The sequence below is a fragment of the Microbacterium sp. zg-Y1090 genome (assembly GCF_030246945.1).
Lineage (GTDB): Bacteria > Actinomycetota > Actinomycetes > Actinomycetales > Microbacteriaceae > Microbacterium > Microbacterium wangruii.
Genome location: NZ_CP126742.1, coordinates 879,729 through 897,019, shown reverse-complemented (window position 1 = coordinate 897,019; position 17,291 = coordinate 879,729). Strand labels below are relative to the sequence as shown.

The window sequence follows — 17,291 nt, the reverse complement described above, 5'->3', positions numbered from 1 at the left end:
TGCCTCCGGTATCAGATGTCGAGGACGAGGGTGGGAAGCTTCGACCGGGAGACGCAGATCATCATGGTCTCGTTAGCGGCGCGTTCGTCGGGGGCGAGGATGCTGTCGCGGTGCTCGGCCTCGCCGTCGAGGATCGTCGTCTCGCATGTGCCACAGACGCCTTCGAGGCACGAGCTCGGCACGGGAACACCAGCCTGCTCGAGCATCTCGAGGATCGTGCACGTGGATTCGACCGTGACCCGCAGGCCGGAGCGGCGGGCCTCCACCTCGAACAACGAGTCGTCGGCGACATCCGCGAACACCTTCGGCTGGAACCGCTCCACGCGCAGCAGCCCGCCGGGCCACTTGGCGCTGGCCGCTTCGAGCGTGTCGAGCAGGCGCGCCGGGCCGCAGGCGTACACGGTGGTACCGGATGCGGGGGCCGCGAGCCACGCGTCCAGGTCGAGGCGCTCGTGCTCGTCGGCGGCGACGACGGTCACACGTGGCCCCTGCAGAAGCGGGTCCGCGAGGTAGGCCATCCGCGCGCGCTGCCGCCCGAGGTAGGCGACGCGGAAGGGCTTGCCGGCCCGGGCGACCGCCTCGATCATCGGCAGCAGGGCAGTGATGCCGATCCCGCCGGCGACGAAGAGGTACTCCTGGGCATCCGTCAGCGGGAACGTGTTTACGGGCCCGCGGGCCTGGACGCGTGCGCCAGGTCGCAGCTCTGAGTGGATAAAGCGGGATCCGCCGCGGCTGACAGCCTCCCGGAGAACAGCAACCTCCCACCGCGAGGAGTCCGACGGGTCAGAGGAGAGTGAGTACTGACGCTCGACGCCCACGGGGAGGACGAGGTCGATGTGGGCGCCCGCCTCCCATGACGGGAGGGACGATCCGTCGAGGCGCTCCAGTCCCAGGCGGAGGACGTCATCCGCCTCCCAGCGCATGTCGCGCACGATCAGATCGATGCTCTCGTCGGTGCTTGCAGGCCCCATCGCTTCTCCTCCTATGCAGCATGCGTTCCCGCAATTCGCAACAATGGTTATTATCAATTGGTCGTTACCGCGCGTCAAATGCGCAGAAGAGGAGAGAGCCCCGGATGAGCGGAGCACTACGCATGCGCAAGGGACTGGATGACGTTCCCGCCTACAAGCAGGGCCGACCGGCGTCCGTTCTGGAGGGGGAGGAGAGCTTCAAGATCTCCTCCAACGAGAACCCGTACCCGCCGCTGCCCGCGGTCGTCGACGCGGTCGCTGCCACGCTGACCGGAATGAACCGCTACCCCGAGTTCGCAGCAACGGCCCTCACAGCCCGCGTCGCGGCGCGGTTCGACGTCGCCCCCGAGAACATCGTCTTCGGTGCCGGATCGGTCGAGGTGGTCTCGCAGCTCATCCGCGCAACCTCGGCGCCCGGCAATGAGGTCGTGTTCGCATGGCGGTCATTCGAGGCGTACCCCATGCTCGTCCGCACCGCCGGCGCCGTACCTGTGGAAGTGCCCCTGAACGCGGACCACGGACACGACCTGGACGCCATGCTCACCGCCGTCACCGAGCGCACGAGCCTGATCATGGTGTGTAACCCGAACAACCCGACCGGCACGACCGTCGGCGCCGAAGAGCTGACCGCGTTCCTCGACGCCGTCCCCGCGCACGTTACGGTGCTCCTCGACGAGGCCTACGTGCACTTCAACCGCCGCCCGGACACGGCAGTCGGCATCGCCGCGTTCCGCGCGCACCCGAACGTCGTGGTCGCCCACACCTTCTCCAAGGCCTACGGCCTCGCCGGCATGCGCGTCGGCTACGCCATCGCGCCCGCCCTACTCGTCGCAGCGATGCGCAAGATGGCAATCCCCTTCGGTGTGACAACCCCCGCGCAGATCGCCGCGCTTGCCTCGCTCGAGGCGGAGGACGAGCTGCAGGTGCGTGTCGATGCGCTCATCGGCGAGCGGGAGCGCATCGTCGCTGCACTCTCGGCTCAGGGCTGGCAGCTGCCGGAGACCGAGACAAACTTCCTGTGGTTCCCCCTCGGCGACGACACGACCGCCGCTCTTGAGGTCTTCGAGGCTCACGGACTGTCGGTACGGGGCTTCGCCGGCGAGGGTCTGCGCGCCACAATCGCCGAAACCCAGGCGAACAACCGCCTTCTCGACACCGCGGCTGAGCTGGTATCCCGCGGTCTGACCGGCGGGTGCACGGTGGCGGCTGCGAGCTAGCACTAGCACCTCTCCCGTTCGACCCGACCAGGAGGCCCCGCGCGACGGGCGCCATGGACAATTGCCCAGTTGACCGTGCGACGCGCAGTTGAGGGCGAACCGGCAACTCGCCAGTCACTTTCTGAACGGGACAAATACGAAGTGGCCGACGACCGCCCACGGCATCAGATCGCGCGATCGGGGACCCGCTCGCGCGCATGTCATCGTGCCGGCCATTCGCACCCCTGTCCGCACATGGGCGCGGATGTCAGGCGCATTGAGCCTGACGCCCGCCGAAGGACCGGCATTCGCGCAGCCCAAGCTCTACGCGAACGGAGGCCCCAGGCTGAACACGGATTGGTGTCTATCCGTCGACGACCACGCCTTCGATCTTGCTGCCGTAGTCGACGTCCATCGGGATGAAGCTGCCGTGGAAGAACAGGCCGGACTCGCGGGGCGCCGTGGTGCCATCGGGCGGGAGCGTCACGGCCGACCGGTAGCCAAGCGGGCGCCCACCAATCACGTGCTCGGGGAGCCGCCCAATGACGAGTGTGGGGTATTGAGCCACTCCGTCCGGCATTACCTCGCCGAAGTGGCGGCGGGCGCGGGCGTGGAACATCGCGGCATACACGTTCGCGATCATCCAGGCTTCGGCGAGCACGACCGGCACATCCACCCGCAGCGAGACCGCCTCCACACCTTGCTTCGGCTTCACGTGAGGGCGGCTGAGGTAGGTGAGCATGGGCCGATCGAAGATGGGTAGCGACTTGCCTTCGCCGAACGCGCTGAGTGGAATCTGGCCGAGGTCATCCGGCGGCGTCGTGATGAACTCCACGCGCACGTCTCCTCGAGCGCTCACCGCAAGCCCGTGCTTGACCTTGTTATGCGCAGCGTTGACCGACAGCTCGTCGCCGGTGAGCAGGGAGCTTGCGTGGTTCACCCAGGCCACGGCGGTTTCTGCTGCCGCGGCTGCATTCTCGTCAACGCGTGTGCCGGGGGTGAACAGGCAGCGCAGGAACAGCTCCTCGTCGCTGTTCACTGCGGCCATGGTCTTCTGCACCAAGTCGATGAGGGCGGTAGGGCTATCCGCGATACCAAGCCAGGTGCTCGGGGCATCGCCGGCCTTCGGCTTCGCCGCCGCTACGGCGTACATGAACCGCAGCAGTGCCTCGGCGGCGTGGTGGCGCAGGCTAAGCGCCTCGACCGCTACCTGCAGCTTCCTGTCTTGGTCCTCGAATGACAGCAGCGTGTCGGTCTTCGTCAGTCCGAGTGCGGCAAAGAACTCCGGTGCATCGGCAGGTGTCGGAGCCGCGGAGCTGCGCTCTGCGGCTAGGAGCGATGCGATCCGCGAGGAAAAGTAGGCGGCGGGCTGCGAGAGAAAGAACTCGTCGTCGAGGGCCTTGGCGTGGCTCTCGCTCAGGTTGACGTTCTCTGCGCGCAGATGGAGGTGCATCCGGATCCCTTCGATGTCATCGAACCCATTCTGGACTCGCCCGCCGACATCTCTCGGAAAAACCTCGCCTGCATTTGCATCGCACGAGGGCATAGCGAGCATTGGCTGGCGGCGCCGAGAGGAAAGAGCGCCGTCGGCGGTACGTTGCGAGCTTCTCGTAGCAACTAATCACGCGCATCGGAGCCGAGATTGTCACCGACGACCTCGAGGGCTACTTCGAGGACATCACCGACCACAGGAATCTGCCTGTGGATAACTAAATCTTGACAACGCCTTCGCCTGTGGATAATGACACGGTTGTAGTTCGGGTTGTCTATCTCACGCAGGAAATGGCCCGGAATCGCGCCTGTACGCGCCTGTGACGCGTTTAAACGCAATCAGGGGGGCCCTTTGTGTATAACTCAGCTTTCGAGCGCTCAGGCGGGCGTATAGCGTGCGCGATGTCGGTGGTGTCGTCTAGACTCCGAATGCAAGCGAGCCCCGATCTGCCGAGAGGGAGCGAAGGGCTCTCCTGCAGCAGATCAGGGCTCGAGGTGTCTTGGTAGGACCTCTCGACTCTAGAGGCTCAATGGCCTCTACGCGAGTTGGACACGTTGTCCGCTCGGGTGTATCTGCGTCCTCCACTGCGGAAGGAGCGCACCATGGCGAAGTCGTCGTCGCGGTCGTCTGGAAAGCCCTCGAAGGCCTCGCTGAGCAAGGCGGGACGGACGCTCGCGTCCAACTCGTCGAGCAAGCCGGCCAAGTCGAAGGCTGGCTCGACGCTCGGCAAGGGCTAGTGAGCGGGGGAGGCCGATCGACCCGAAATCGGCCGGCCTTCCCTCCTCGCCAGCCTGACGGCATCCGCCAGAGTGCTCCTGCTCCGCAGGTATAGACCCGAACGGGCGAGAAGGCAGTTCCAGCACAATGAAGATCAACGTGAAGATCGACCAGGCCGCACTGCGGCGTGAAATCCAGGCGGGAGTCGACCGCGTCGCGCGTGAGCAGACGCGTGACCTCGACCGCCTGCGCCAGCAGTACACCGGGCATCCGGTCGCGGAGATCAAGCCCGCACTGCAGCGCCTGTTCGCGCGCTACGACGGCAAGGTCACCGATCCCGAGCTGAGCGAATGGGCGCAGCTCATTAGCGACGGCACCCGCATCGAGATGAAGCCCGGAAGGATTCGGTGACGTCGGCGATGAGCGAGAGCGATCCCGAGTACGTCAAGCACCAGTACCTCTACGTCCCGTGGACAGACCAGTTCGACAGCTTCGCCCTCGGCAAGGCCCTCGCGCGCTACGTGAAGGATCACTTCCGCGCACGGCTCACCGTCGTCTGTCCTCAGAAGTCGAACGCGGAGTATCACGCGGAGCTCGCCAAGCTGCCGATCGTCACGGAACGTACCGGCACCGTCGCGGACGGTGGCGTGGTCTTGGCCTTCGTGCCGACGCAGAAGGTCATGGCCAAAGTGCACCGGCTCTCGAAGAGCATCGTCATCATGGTCGAGGATCCGTCCGAGCGGTTCGAGGCCTGGGCCCGATTGGTCGGCGCCTACAACGTGCTGACGCGGAAGGTGATGTCCGCAAGACTCTCCGAGGCCGGTACGAAGGCGCTCGACGGTGTGGTTTGGGAGGGCTACAACGGCTGGCACGACTCCATCGCAGAGATGATGACCACGAAGCACCTCAAGGACCTCGCCGAACTCGGTGAGTACGACCGTGCGATCGTCATCGAGTTCGCTGCGCAGCGAAAGGGCGAGCATGCTCTCAAGCGGCTCGAGAAGATCCTCGATAGGTTCGAGCGCGCAGTTCCCGCCGTCGCGTAGGGTCAGGCAGCGGCGGCGCGGGGTCAGTTCCGGTTGAGCCCGTGCCGCCTCGAGTCGAGCGCGGCCAGCCCCTACGCCCAGACCATGTCGACCGAGCCCGTCCGCCGCATCACGATCAACGGCATCCCCAATTAGCAGTTAGCCGCCCAGTCGTCGCACGCAAGGTAGCGTCAATCGCGCTACTCCTGGCCTGTACGCCTCGTTCCTGCTTCGCGCAGTGCCCGATTGTGGATCGATGCGGCACCGGTGGCGCCAGCAAGCGCGGTCATCAGTCGCTCTCCCTGTGGCGCTGATGTGGCATTGTGTTTCGCGTGGCGCTGCGGGCGAACTCCTTGAGTCGAGCCGGGATAGTCCTGGCGAACGTTGCTCTGCTCGCGCTCGTGACCGGATGCGAATCTGCCGAGCCGAGCGAAAAGCGTGGACCACAGCCGATCATCGGATGGTCGAACGGCGGCGATGTGCAGTCTGTCGTGATCGGCACGTGTCACGGAAATCCCGTCGCGACGGTTGAAGAGGACGACGAAACGGCGATCATCACCGTCACTTCCACGCTGCGCTCACCCGGCGACGCGTGCCAGGACAGCCTTCAGATCGCGCTGGACCGGGACCTCGGCAATCGCCATGTGATCGACGGCGTAACCGGCGAGCCGCCCCCGGGCATCGAGGGCTGACCGCGCCAGCAGATCGGCCTCGCAGCCATCACCATCTCAGGAAAGCCCAGCGATGCTCTGCAGTCGCGGGAGTTCGACGTCTCCGACGGGTTTCGACTGCACGGTACCGCCCCATCAACGTGCTTCGCACGGATAGGGATCCGGCATGACGGTGGTCAATCGCGGACGGCGTGATCGCCCTGCGGGAGGCGATAGGCGACAACCTCCGCGCGTCGATAGCGGGCCCACCCGTCACCATCTGGTGCGTCCCACTGAAGACTGGCACCGGCACGATTCAGACGATCGTGCTCCTCACGAGTAACCCAACACTTCTGCAGAAGCCGGTCGTAGATCAAGATCAAGTGTTCCGGCGACGTCGCCGGGCCACCTGCGATCGGGTCATTGCGGGTGTTCGAACGAGGATCCGCTTGCCTTGGGTCGACAATCTCGATGACGATCCGCTTCATCGGGATGACATGCTCCACAACGCGCTGGCGCCGCGGCGACTGCATCGCAGCATTCGTGGCGAACGTCACATCGTGGGCATCGTCAAGCCCGCTGAGCATCTGTCGGAGGCGAGTCGGGTAGCCTCCGGATCCCTTCGACCACAACCGACTTCCTCCGGCAAGGAGCGGCCGAACTTCGGACTCGATGACGTCAAAAGCCTCGCTAGCGATCCGAATGCGCTGCTCACCGCTACGAAATCCTTTCATGGCACGATCCTTGCACCACTTCAAGCCGACCCGCTTCGCGCCGACAGGGCATGCACATGCAAGCCGTCCCCGCCGGCTTCCCGCTGCTGTAGCGCGGCCGTTGGCGGGCCCAGCGAGCTAGCGGATGTCTGCAGCGGTGCCCCGGGCGTAGCCCGGAAAGCGATCCCAGCGGGCCGCGGCCGTGTCGGGTCGGACGCCCGAATTGAGCGACGCGGCTCCAAGGGCGCTAGAAGATGTGTGCTTCGCAGGATGCGAGGAACTTCTCACGGCGATGTTGAAGCTCGCGGTAAACGGTGGCGCGCGAGACGCTGAACAGTTCCGCGATCTCGCTCTGGGTGTAGTCGCCTCGATCGTGCACCTCGAACAGCAGGGCCCGCTGCGTCTTCGACAGCTTCGGCTGTTTTCCCTTCAGCCTCCCTTTCGCGCGCGCCACCGCCATCCCCTCCCGGGTGCGCATGCTGATCAGGTCGCGCTCGAACTCCGCCACCATGGCGAGCACGTTGAACAGCAGTCGACCAACGGGATCGGTGGGATCGTACCGGTTCCCGCCGAGGCTGAGTGCGACGTCTTTCGACGTCAGCTCATCCGCGATCTCGCGCGCATCTCTCAGCGACCGGGCGAGCCGGTCGAGTTTCGTCACGACGAGAGTGTCACCGCTTCGCACCGCGGCAAGCGCCTCCCGTAATCCCGGTCGGGCGCGATTCGCGCCGGTCATGCCGTGGTCGACGTAGATGTGCGTGTCGTGGACGCCCAAACGCAGCAGTGCGTCGCGTTGAGCGGTGAGGTCCTGATCCGTGGTCGAGACCCTGGCGTATCCAATCTGTATTCCATCCATAGGCCCAGCGTCGTGCCGCACTACTGTCGCCACACGATGAGGATCGTCCGTGCGCACTCGGGCTGGTGCTCGGCGCTGTCGACGCCACGACGCAGAGCGGCTGGTCGCCCATAGCGCTGTGGGCCGCGCTGGGGCTGATCGTCGTCGGCACGATTCCGCAGCCCGGCATCGTGGCATCCCTCGTCGCGGCCGGACTGGTCGCGGCGGCCGGACTGGTCGCGGCGGCCGGACTGGTCGCGGCGGCCGGACTGGTCGCGGCGGCCGGACTGGTCGCGGCGGCCGGGACCGGCAACCTCCGCTCGCGCGGAGCCACCGGTCCCGATCGCCGCAGCAGCCCTATCAGCCGAGCAGCGCGGTGATCTTCTCGTAGAACGGGGCCGGGTCGCCCGACGCCGATGCCTTCACCATCGCGGTCCAGTCATCGACGATCACCTCGATCTCCCCACGGGCCAGGCCGTCGAACGCGGCGCGCGGCACCTCACGCGCATCGATCTTGGGGCCGTCGTAGCCGTCCATCATGTCGGTGTCCGCCGCGCCGAGCAGCACGCCCTGCACGAGGGTGCCCTGCGAGGCGAGCTCGAGACGCACGCCGTTGGTCATGTTCCACTCCGCGGCCTTCGCCGCCGCGTATGCGCCAGCACCGGGGCTTGCGAACCACGACAGTGCCGACAGCACGTTCACGATCGCTCCCCCGCCGTTGGTAGCGAGCACAGGACTGAACGCGCGGATCACGTCGAGCGTGCCCCAGAAGTGGGTGTCCATCTCGCGGCGGATCTCGGCGAGATCACTCGTGACGAGCTGTGCGCCGCTGGAGATTCCGGCGCTGTTGATCAGCAGCGTCACGTCCGGCGCGGCTTCCGCGGCGGCGATGACGGACGCGTGGTCCAGGAGATCGAGGTGCAGGGGCACCACTCGCGCGTCGTCGAAGTCGAGGGTCTCGGGTCGGCGGGCCGTGGCATAGACCTTGCCGACGCCGCGCTCCAGAAGTTCGAGGACGAACTGCCGACCGATGCCGCGGTTCGCTCCGGAGACGAGGGCGATCTGCTGTGTGACGTTCATTGCGTGTTTTCTTCCGTCTGCTTCTGCGGTGACGGCCGGGTTCGGCTCGCCGACGGCTACGCTAAGACCTGACGTCAACGTCAACGTCAAGTCCGCGTTCACGCGGGTGCAACAGGAGCGGAGGATGCCGGTGCGCATCGGAGAAGTCGCGCGTCAGGCCGGGGTCAGCGCGCGGGCACTGCGGTACTACGAGGAGCAGGGGCTGCTCTCCTCCGAGCGCACCGACAGCGGCCAGCGGATCTACCCTGCGTCAGCCGTCGAGCGCGTCCGGCTGATCCAGCAGCTGTTCACCGCGGGGCTGCCGAGCCGCACCATCCTGCGGCTCATGCCCTGCATCGAGGCAGGACAGGCGTCGCCCGACGTGTTCGAGCTGATGGCGCAGGAGCGCGAGCGCATCACCACCGCCATGGTGGAACTCGCCGCGGCCCGCGACGCTCTCGATCGCCTCATCACGATCGCGAACGACCCGACGCCGGAGCACTGCCCCGCCCTGCGGGAGCCGGCGTGGGCGCCGTACGAACCGGATGGCCCAGCGCCGTCTCGTGCCAGACTCGTGGGGTGAGCCTCCACGAGCAGCGCCTTCAGATCGACGCCAAACGCAGGACCGGTGTCTTGTTCTGCGTGCTCGGCGGCATCATGGCCGCGGTGAGCCTTGCCGTTCTGATCGGCGACCCGCAGAGCATCGGCGGCTGGCTGTCGGCAGTGACTCCCCTCCTTCTGGTGCCGCTGGGCATCTTCAACATCGTCACCTACCGGCGAGAGCTCGGCGCGTTCGAAGACGCGCACGGGCGCGACGCGGGGCTGCAGGATCCCGCGGCCTGAGCCGGGCTGCGGCGCTACCCCACCCCGTCGAGGCGGTACCCCATGCCCGGCTCGGTGAGCAGGTACCGCGGCGCGCTCGGGTCGGGCTCCAGCTTCTTGCGCAGCTGCGAGACGTACAACCGCAGGTAGCCGGTGTCTTCGGCGTGGTCGGTGCCCCAGATCGTGCGCAGCACCGTCTGCCGCGTCACGAGCTTGCCGGCGTTGCGGATGAGGATCTCGATGAACTGCCACTCCGTGGGCGTCAGCCGGATCTGCCGGTCTCCGTCGGGCGTGGTGCGCACCACGCTGTGCGCGGCGAGGTCGATCGTCACGTCGCCCAGGCGCACCACGGGTGACGCGTCGTCGTGCGGCACCCGGCGCGTGAGCGCGCGGATGCGGGCGAGCAACTCCTCCACGGCGAAGGGCTTGGTGATGTAGTCGTCGGCACCGGCATCCAGCGCTTCGACCTTGTCGGCGGCGCCCGCGCGCCCCGAGACGACGAGGATCGGCGCGGCCGACCACCCCCGCACGGCGTGGATCACCTCGATGCCGTCGAGCTGCGGCATCCCGAGATCGAGGATCAGGATGTCCGGCCGGTGGTCGACGGCGGCGGCGATGGCCTGCCTGCCGTCGAGGGCGGTCGTGACGTCGTACCCCTTCGCGGTGAGCGTGATGCGCAGCGCCCGCAGGATCTGCGGGTCGTCGTCGGCGATGAGGATCCTCACGTGCGCTCCCTCTCGTGGGCGGCGACGTTCGCCGCGGCATTCGCTTCGCTCGCCGCGCGCAGCGAGATCACCATCGTCAGTCCGCCGCCGGGGGTGTCCTCCGAGGTCAGCGTGCCGCGCATCGCCTCGACGAACCCGCGCGAGAGCGCAAGACCGAGCCCCAGCCCGCTGGAGTTGTCGGTGTCACCCAGACGCTGGAACGGCACGAAGATGTCGTCCTTCTTCTCGGCCGGCACGCCGGGCCCGCGATCGACGATGCGGATCTCGAGCCTGTCACCGAAGGTACTGGTGCTGACGTGCACCGGCACGCCCGCGGGCGCGTAGCGGTGCGCGTTGGCCAGCAGGTTCACGAGCACCCGCTGCAGCAGCACCGGGTCGGCGTGGGCGACGGCGTCGCCGTGCTGCAGCGCCAGCGTGACGTCGGCGGGGCCGAGTTGCAGCTCGTCGAGCGCGGGCGCGATCGCCTCGGCCGGGTCGGTGGCGAGGTCGGCGATGGTGAGCACGCCGGTCTGCAGTCGGCTGACGTCGAGCAGGTCGGTCAGCAGCGTGCCGAGGGCGGTGAGGCTCTCGTCGGCCGTGTCGAGCAGCTCCTGCCGGTCGTCGGCGGCGAGCTCCGGACCCGCCGCCCGCAGGCCTCCGACGGCAGCCGACGCCGCCGCGAGCGGACGGCGCAGATCGTGGCTGAGCGCCGACAACAGGGCCCCGCGCACCCGATCGGATGCCGCGATCGGCTCGATCTGCTGCGCGGTCTTCTCCAGGCGCTCGGTCTGCAGCGCTGCGCTCAGCTGCGCGGTGACGACGGCGAGCAGACGCCGCTCGGATGCCGCGAGGTCGGCGCCGTGCAATTCGAGCATCGCGTCGTCGGAGAGGGGGATGCCGGTGAACCGCCCGTCGGGCAGCGGCTCCCCCGCCCGCGCCACGACCTCGCCGTCGACGACGAGACGCACACCGGGCAGCTGGAACGCCTCGCGGATGCGGTCGACGAGCGCCTGGATCGCGTTCTCGCCGCGTAGCACGCTGCCGGCAATGGTCTGGATGAGCTCGGATTCGGCGGCCGAGCGTCGCGCGGCCCGGGTGTACCGGGCGGCCCGGTCGACGATGAAGCTCACAAGGCTCGCGATGACGACGTAGAGCACGAGGGCGAGCAGATGGTGCGGCTCGTGGATGTGCACCGTGTACAGCGGCTCGATGAAGAGGAAGTCGAGGGTGATTCCCGAGAGCACCGCCGCGAACAGGGCAGGCCACAGTCCGCCCACCAGTGCGACGACCACCACCAGCAGCTGGAAGCTCAGCACGTCGGTGGTGATCGAGTCGACGCTGCGGAAGAGCGACAGCAGGGCGCTGAGCAGCGGCCCGGCCACGAGCGCCACCACGAAGCCGAGGAGGCGACGCTTCGCGGTGAGCGCGCCGGTCAGCGGCGGCAGCGCGGGACTGCGACCCGCGGCGGCGTGGTTGACCATGTGCACGTCGATGTCGCCGGATTCCCGCACCACCGTCGCGCCGATGCCGGGACCGGTGAGCAGAGCGGCGAGCCGACCGCGCCTGCTCGCGCCGAGCACCAGCTGGGTGGCGTTGACCGAGCGGGCGAACTCGACCAGCGCGGTCGGGACATCCTCCCCCACCACCTGGTGATACGTGCCGTTGAGCTTCTCGACGAGGGCGCGCTGGGCGGCGAGCGCGGCAGGGCTGCCTGAACGCAGACCGTCCTGGCTGGTCACGTGCACGGCGAGCAGTTCGCCACCTGCCGAGCGGGCTGCGATGCGGGCACCCCGCCGCAGCAGCGTCTCGCCCTCCGGCCCGCCGGTGAGCGCGACGACCACCCGCTCCCGGGCCTCCCACCGGCTGTCGATGCCGTGCGCCTGCCGGTAGCCCTGCAGCGCCTGGTCGACCTCGTCGGCCAGCCAGAGCAGGGCGAGTTCCCGGAGCGCGGTGAGGTTGCCGAGGCGGAAGTAGTTCGACAGCGCGGCGTCGATGCGCTCGGCGGGGTACACCGCGCCGACGGCGAGCCGATCGCGCAGCGCCTGCGGGGCGAGGTCGACGACCTCGATCTGGTCGGCGCTGCGCAGAAAGCTGTCGGGGATCGTCTCGCGCTGCGGCACGCCCGTGATCTGCTCGACCACGTCGTTGAGCGACTCGATGTGCTGGATGTTCAGCGTGGAGATGACGTCGATCCCCCGAGCCAGCAGCTCTTCGACGTCCTGCCAGCGCTTGGCGTTGCGGGAGCCGGGGGCGTTGGTGTGGGCGAGCTCATCGACAAGGGCGACCTGCGGCATCCGCTGCAGCACCGCATCCAGATCCATCTCCTCGAGGGCGACGCCGCGGTGAATGACGCGGGCGCGGGGCACCGCCGGCATCCCCTCGGTCATCGCCGCCGTCGCGGCGCGCCCGTGGGTCTCGACGATGCCGATGACGACGTCGCGCCCCTCGTCCCGGAGGCGCCGGCCCTCCTCGAGCATCGTGACCGTCTTGCCCACGCCCGGGGCGGCGCCCAGCAGCACCCGCAGCCGCCCCCGTCTGGTCATGGTCGTCCTTCTCGCTCGTCGTCATCGTTGGTCAAGGGCAACGTTAAGCTCCAGCACGTTCACCGTGGCGTCACCGAGGTACCCGAGTTGCGGCCCGTCTGTGTGCTCCCCCACCAGCGCCCTGAGTTCGGCGACGGGGATGCCGCGCTCCGCGGCCACCCGTTCGATCTGGATCTCGGCGTACGCCGGGCTGATGTGGGGATCCAGGCCCGACGACGACGCGGTCACCGCGTCGGCCGGGACGTCGTCGGGGGCCACGCCATTGAACGCCGCCACCTGGTCCCGGCGCTCCGCGATCGCCGCGATGAGGTCGTCGTTCTCGGGGCCGAGGTTCGACCCCGACGACGCCCCCGCGTCATAGCCGTCACCGGCGGCGGAGGGCCGGGACTGGAAGTAGTGCGGCAGCGGCACCCCATCGGCATCGGTGAAGCCCTGGCCGATGAGCGACGACCCGACTGGCGCGCCTTCGCTGTCGGTCAGCAGCGAGCCGTTCGCCTGGGCGGGCAGGGCCAGCTGGCCGACGACGGTGAGCACGGCGGTGTAGCCGAGGCCGAACAGCACCGTGAAGAGCGCCATGGCGCGCACGGCGACCCCGACGGTGCGGGCGGTGCTGCGGGTGGAGGTGTTCATGTGGGTTCTTCCTCTGCAATCAGAAGCCAGGGATGAGGCGCACGACGAGGTCGATGAGCCAGATGCCGATGAAGGGTGCGACGATGCCGCCGAGGCCGTAGATCGCGAGGTTGCGTCCGAGGGTCTGCGATGCACCGCCGGGGTGGTAGGAGACGCCGCGCAGGGCGAGCGGAATGAGCACCACGATGACGATCGCGTTGAAGATGATCGCCGAGAGCACGGCGGATGCCGGTGAGTGCAGGCCCATGATGTTCAGCGCCGCCAGCTGCGGGAACACCCCGAGGAACATCGCCGGGATGATCGCGAAGTACTTGGCGATGTCGTTGGCGATGGAGAACGTCGTCAGCGCGCCACGGGTGATGAGCAGCTGCTTGCCGATGCGCACGATGTCGATGAGCTTCGACGGGTCGGAGTCGAGGTCGACCATGTTGCCGGCCTCCTTCGCCGCCGACGTGCCGGAGTTCATCGCCACGCCCACGTCAGCCTGCGCGAGCGCAGGGGCGTCATTGGTGCCGTCGCCGGTCATCGCGACGAGGTTGCCGCCCTGCTGCTCGGCACGGATGTAGGCCAGCTTGTCCTCGGGGGTCGCCTCCGCGAGAAAGTCGTCGACCCCCGCCTCTGCCGCGATCGCCGCGGCGGTCAGCGGGTTGTCGCCGGTGATCATCACGGTGCGGATCCCCATCGAGCGGAGTTCTGCGAACTTCGCCGGCAGTCCCTCCTTGACCACGTCTTTCAGGTGCACGACGCCGAGCAGGCGCGAACCGGCATCCGGGGTGCTCGTGGCGACCACCAGCGGGGTGCCGCCGGTCTGCGAGATCCTCTCGACGGCGGCGGTCACCTCCGCCAGCACCGGCGCCGTCGGCGGCTGCCCCTGCTGCTCGAGCCAGGCGATGACCGCCGAGGCGGCGCCCTTGCGGATGCTCGTGCCGTCGGGGGTGTCCAGGCCCGACATGCGGGTCTGCGCCGTGAACGGCACGATGTCTCCCGGCGCCGCCCGTCCGACGTCGATGCCCTCCGCCCGGGCGAGCTCGACGATCGACGCGCCCTCGGGCGTCGGGTCGGCCAGCGACGACAGGGCGGCGGTGCGGATGAGATCGGGCGCCGGCACATCGCCGACCGGCACGAAGGCGCTGGCGCGGCGGTTGCCGTAGGTGATGGTGCCGGTCTTGTCGAGCAGCAGGGTGGTCACATCCCCCGCGGCCTCGACCGCGCGGCCCGACATGGCGAGCACGTTCCGCTGCACCAGCCGGTCCATGCCCGCGATGCCGATCGCGCTGAGGAGCGCCCCGATGGTCGTCGGGATGAGGCACACCAGCAGAGCCACCAGCACCGGCACGCTCACCGGGGCGGCGGCGTACGAGGCGATGGGGTTCAGCGTCAGCGCGACGACGACGAAGATGATCGACAGGCTCGCCAGCAGGATGTTCAGCGCGATCTCGTTCGGCGTCTTCTGCCGCGCGGCGCCCTCGACGAGCGCGATCATGCGGTCGACGAAGGTCTCTCCGGGCTTCGAGGTGATCTTCACCACGATGCGGTCCGACAGCACACGGGTGCCTCCGGTGACGGCCGAACGGTCCCCGCCGGACTCCCGCACGACGGGAGCCGACTCTCCCGTGATCGCGGACTCGTCGACCGAGGCGATGCCCCAGATGACGTCGCCGTCGCCGGGGATGAGCTCTGGCGGCGACACCACGACGATGTCGCCGAGGCGCAGGTCGGCCGATGCCACATCGGTCGTGCCGGCTCGCTCGGCCGCGGGATCGGTGAGCGGATCGTAGGCATCCACCCGCCGCGCCGTCGTGCTGGTGCGGGTCTTGCGCAGCGTCTCGGCCTGCGCCTTGCCTCGGCCTTCGGCGACGGACTCGGCGAGGTTGGCGAAGAGCACCGTGAGCCACAGCCAGATCGCGATCGCGCCGGTGAACGACCACGGCACGGGGGTGCCGCCCGAGGGCGCCGGTCCCCCGATGAACGGCTCCGCCACGGCCAGCACGGTGGTGAGCGCGGCGCCCACCCACACCAGGAACATGACGGGGTTGTGCCACTGCAGGCGCGGGTCGAGCTTGCGCACCGCACCGGGCACGGCGGCGCGCACCTGTGCCGGCGAGAACCCGCCCTGCGGAGCAGCCTTCGGCGCGGCCTCGGGACGCGCGGTGGTCAGTGTGGACATCACATCAGCCCTTCCGCCAGGGGACCCAGCGCGAGTACGGGAAAGAAGGTCAACGCGGTGACCAGCACCGTGACGGTGCTGAGGAGCCCGACGAACAGCGGGCGGTGGGTGGGGAGCGTGCCCGCGGTCGTCGGCACGGAGTCCTGCGCCGCGAGCGAGCCGGCGAGGGCGAGCACGAAGACGATCGGCACGAAACGACCGAGCAGGATGACGACGCCCAGCGCCGTGTTCAGCCACGGGGTGTTCGCGGTGAGCCCGGCGAACGCCGAGCCGTTGTTGTTGGCTGCCGAGGTGAAGGCGTAGAGCACCTCGCTCATGCCGTGGATGCCGGGATTCCAGATCGACGTGGATGCCACCTCTTCGCGGATGCCGGGGAGGGCGAAGCTCAGCGCGGTGCCGGTGAGCACGAGGGTCGGCATGACGAGGATCGTCAGGGCGGCGAGCTTGATCTCGCGCGGCCCGATCTTCTTGCCGAGGTACTCCGGGGTGCGGCCGATCAGCAGACCGGCGATGAAGACGCCGATGATCGCGAGCACGAGGATCGCGTAGAGCCCCGACCCCACTCCGCCGGGCGAGACCTCGCCGAGCATCATGTTGAGCATCGGCATCATGCCGCCCAGCGCCGTGTACGAGTCGTGCATGGAGTTGACCGCGCCGGTGGAGGTGCCGGTGCTCGTGGTGGCGAAGAGCGTCGAGCCGATGATGCCGAAGCGCTGCTCCTTGCCCTCCATCGCGGCCCCCGCCAGCTGCGGCGCGGTGCCGTTGCCGGCGGTCTCGAACGCGGTCAGCAGCGCGAACGATGCCAGATACAGCGTCGCCATGACGCCGAGGATCGCGTACCCCTGGCGGTTGTCGCCGACCATGCGGCCGAACGTGCGCGGCAGCGCGAACGGGATGACGAGCATGAGGAGCACCTCGAAGACGTTGGTCCACGCGTTCGGGTTCTCGAACGGATGCGACGAGTTGGCGTTGAAGAATCCGCCGCCGTTGGTGCCGAGCAGCTTGATGGCCTCCTGCGAGGCCACCGGGCCGCCGGGGATCGACTGCGTCGCGCCGGTGAGCGTGGTGACGTCGGTGAAACCGTTGATGTTCTGCACCACCCCGCCGATCAGCAGCACGACCGCGGCGAGCGCGGCGATCGGCAGCAGGATGCGCAGGGTGCCGCGGGTGAGGTCCACCCAGAAGTTGCCGAGCGTGCCCGACCGGCGTGCCGCGAAGCCGCGCACCAGGGCGATGGCGACCGCCATGCCCACGCCCGCCGACACGAAGTTCTGCACCACCAGGCCCAGCGCCTGCACGGTGTAGCCGAGGGTGAGCTCGGGCGAGTACGACTGCCAGTTCGTGTTGCCGACGAACGACGCCGCGGTGTTGAACGACAGGTGCTCGCTGGGGGCGTCAAGGCCCAGCGAGTACGGGAGCCACTGCTGCAGCCGCTGCAGCCCGTAGACGAGGAGCAGCCCGACGGCCGAGAAGGCCAGCACCGCTCGCAGGTACGCCGGCCACGTCTGCGCGGCTTTCGCGTCGATGCCGATCACCCGGTAGACGCCGGCTTCGACCCTGGTGTCCTTCGGTGAGGTGTACACCCAGGCCATGTAGTCGCCGAAGGGCCGGTACAGCACACCGAGGATGACCGCGACGGTGGCGAGCGACAGCAGCGCCGACACCCACGCCATCAGAACCGCTCCGGTTTCACGAGGGCGAACACGAGGTACACGATCGCCGCGACACCGAGGATGCCGGCGAGCAGCTGGAACACGATCACAGCTT

18 protein-coding genes are annotated in these 17,291 nt (G+C 68.4%); 7 read left to right on the top strand and 11 right to left on the bottom strand.

Features of this window, described 5'->3' with window-relative positions:
- Positions 1-11: 11 nt before the first annotated feature.
- Entirely contained in the window at positions 12-971 is a 960-nt protein-coding gene (locus QNO26_RS04180) for a PDR/VanB family oxidoreductase (RefSeq protein ID WP_257525850.1), read from the bottom strand.
- 104 nt (positions 972-1,075) lie between these two features.
- Here QNO26_RS04180 and QNO26_RS04175 point away from each other — a divergent pair, with 104 nt between their 5' ends.
- Complete coding sequence (locus QNO26_RS04175; protein ID WP_257525851.1) at positions 1,076-2,188, top strand: histidinol-phosphate transaminase; 1,113 nt, start codon at positions 1,076-1,078, stop codon at positions 2,186-2,188.
- Positions 2,189-2,531: 343 nt separating this feature from the next.
- Here QNO26_RS04175 and QNO26_RS04170 read toward each other — a convergent pair whose 3' ends face one another.
- Positions 2,532-3,620, bottom strand: a complete 1,089-nt coding sequence (locus QNO26_RS04170; protein ID WP_257525852.1) for a hypothetical protein — start codon at positions 3,618-3,620, stop codon at positions 2,532-2,534.
- A gap of 903 nt (positions 3,621-4,523) precedes the next feature.
- Between QNO26_RS04170 and QNO26_RS04165 the strand changes: the two genes are divergently transcribed.
- The 3 genes from QNO26_RS04165 (at position 4,524) to QNO26_RS04155 (ending at position 6,093) form a co-directional block, all read left to right on the top strand.
- Positions 4,524-4,787: a hypothetical protein gene (locus QNO26_RS04165; RefSeq protein ID WP_257525853.1), complete on the top strand. Its 264-nt coding sequence runs from the start codon at positions 4,524-4,526 to the stop codon at positions 4,785-4,787.
- A gap of 8 nt (positions 4,788-4,795) precedes the next feature.
- The gene (locus tag QNO26_RS04160; RefSeq protein WP_257525854.1) at positions 4,796-5,422 is read left to right on the top strand and encodes a hypothetical protein; all 627 of its coding nucleotides are present in this window, start codon (positions 4,796-4,798) and stop codon (positions 5,420-5,422) included.
- A gap of 311 nt (positions 5,423-5,733) precedes the next feature.
- Complete coding sequence (locus QNO26_RS04155) at positions 5,734-6,093, top strand: hypothetical protein (protein WP_257525856.1); 360 nt, start codon at positions 5,734-5,736, stop codon at positions 6,091-6,093.
- Between the two features lie 155 nt (positions 6,094-6,248).
- On the opposite strand, the gene QNO26_RS04150 is transcribed toward QNO26_RS04155, so the two are convergent.
- Positions 6,249-6,785, bottom strand: coding sequence for a hypothetical protein (locus QNO26_RS04150; RefSeq protein WP_257525857.1), 537 nt, complete (start codon positions 6,783-6,785; stop codon positions 6,249-6,251).
- 226 nt (positions 6,786-7,011) lie between these two features.
- Positions 7,012-7,620, bottom strand: coding sequence for a recombinase family protein (locus QNO26_RS04145; protein ID WP_257525858.1), 609 nt, complete (start codon positions 7,618-7,620; stop codon positions 7,012-7,014).
- Positions 7,621-7,685: 65 nt separating this feature from the next.
- On the opposite strand from QNO26_RS04145, the gene QNO26_RS04140 reads away from it, so the two are divergent.
- On the top strand, positions 7,686-7,979 hold the full coding sequence (locus tag QNO26_RS04140; protein ID WP_257525859.1) for a hypothetical protein: 294 nt from the start codon (positions 7,686-7,688) through the stop codon (positions 7,977-7,979).
- Here the strand turns inward: QNO26_RS04140 and QNO26_RS04135 are convergent.
- Positions 7,960-8,679: an SDR family oxidoreductase gene (locus tag QNO26_RS04135; RefSeq protein ID WP_257525860.1), complete on the bottom strand. Its 720-nt coding sequence runs from the start codon at positions 8,677-8,679 to the stop codon at positions 7,960-7,962. The two genes, QNO26_RS04140 and QNO26_RS04135, sit on opposite strands and share 20 nt — an antisense overlap.
- Before the next feature lie 124 nt (positions 8,680-8,803).
- Here QNO26_RS04135 and QNO26_RS04130 point away from each other — a divergent pair, with 124 nt between their 5' ends.
- Together QNO26_RS04130 and QNO26_RS04125 are read left to right on the top strand one after the other, a co-directional pair.
- On the top strand, positions 8,804-9,241 hold the full coding sequence (locus QNO26_RS04130) for a MerR family transcriptional regulator (RefSeq protein ID WP_257525861.1): 438 nt from the start codon (positions 8,804-8,806) through the stop codon (positions 9,239-9,241).
- On the top strand, positions 9,238-9,501 hold the full coding sequence (locus tag QNO26_RS04125) for a hypothetical protein (protein WP_257525862.1): 264 nt from the start codon (positions 9,238-9,240) through the stop codon (positions 9,499-9,501). Before QNO26_RS04130 ends, QNO26_RS04125 begins: the two co-directional genes overlap by 4 nt.
- A 14-nt stretch (positions 9,502-9,515) precedes the next feature.
- Here the strand turns inward: QNO26_RS04125 and QNO26_RS04120 are convergent, their stop codons facing one another.
- From QNO26_RS04120 to QNO26_RS04095, 6 genes are read right to left on the bottom strand one after another with little or no spacing between them, the layout of a single operon-like run.
- Positions 9,516-10,205, bottom strand: a complete 690-nt coding sequence (locus tag QNO26_RS04120; RefSeq protein WP_257525863.1) for a response regulator — start codon at positions 10,203-10,205, stop codon at positions 9,516-9,518.
- On the bottom strand, positions 10,202-12,727 hold the full coding sequence (locus tag QNO26_RS04115; protein WP_257525864.1) for a sensor histidine kinase: 2,526 nt from the start codon (positions 12,725-12,727) through the stop codon (positions 10,202-10,204). The genes QNO26_RS04120 and QNO26_RS04115 overlap by 4 nt, the downstream gene beginning before the upstream one ends.
- Before the next feature lie 21 nt (positions 12,728-12,748).
- On the bottom strand, positions 12,749-13,357 hold the full coding sequence (kdpC, locus tag QNO26_RS04110; protein ID WP_257525865.1) for a K(+)-transporting ATPase subunit C: 609 nt from the start codon (positions 13,355-13,357) through the stop codon (positions 12,749-12,751).
- Between the two features lie 19 nt (positions 13,358-13,376).
- A complete protein-coding gene (kdpB, locus tag QNO26_RS04105; RefSeq protein WP_257525866.1) occupies positions 13,377-15,524 on the bottom strand; it encodes a potassium-transporting ATPase subunit KdpB in 2,148 nt (715 codons plus the stop codon).
- The gene (gene kdpA, locus QNO26_RS04100) at positions 15,524-17,197 is read right to left on the bottom strand and encodes a potassium-transporting ATPase subunit KdpA (protein WP_257525867.1); all 1,674 of its coding nucleotides are present in this window, start codon (positions 17,195-17,197) and stop codon (positions 15,524-15,526) included. The genes kdpB and kdpA overlap by 1 nt, the downstream gene beginning before the upstream one ends.
- Positions 17,197-17,286, bottom strand: coding sequence for a potassium-transporting ATPase subunit F (locus QNO26_RS04095; protein WP_257495481.1), 90 nt, complete (start codon positions 17,284-17,286; stop codon positions 17,197-17,199). The genes kdpA and QNO26_RS04095 overlap by 1 nt, the downstream gene beginning before the upstream one ends.
- Positions 17,287-17,291: the final 5 nt, after the last annotated feature.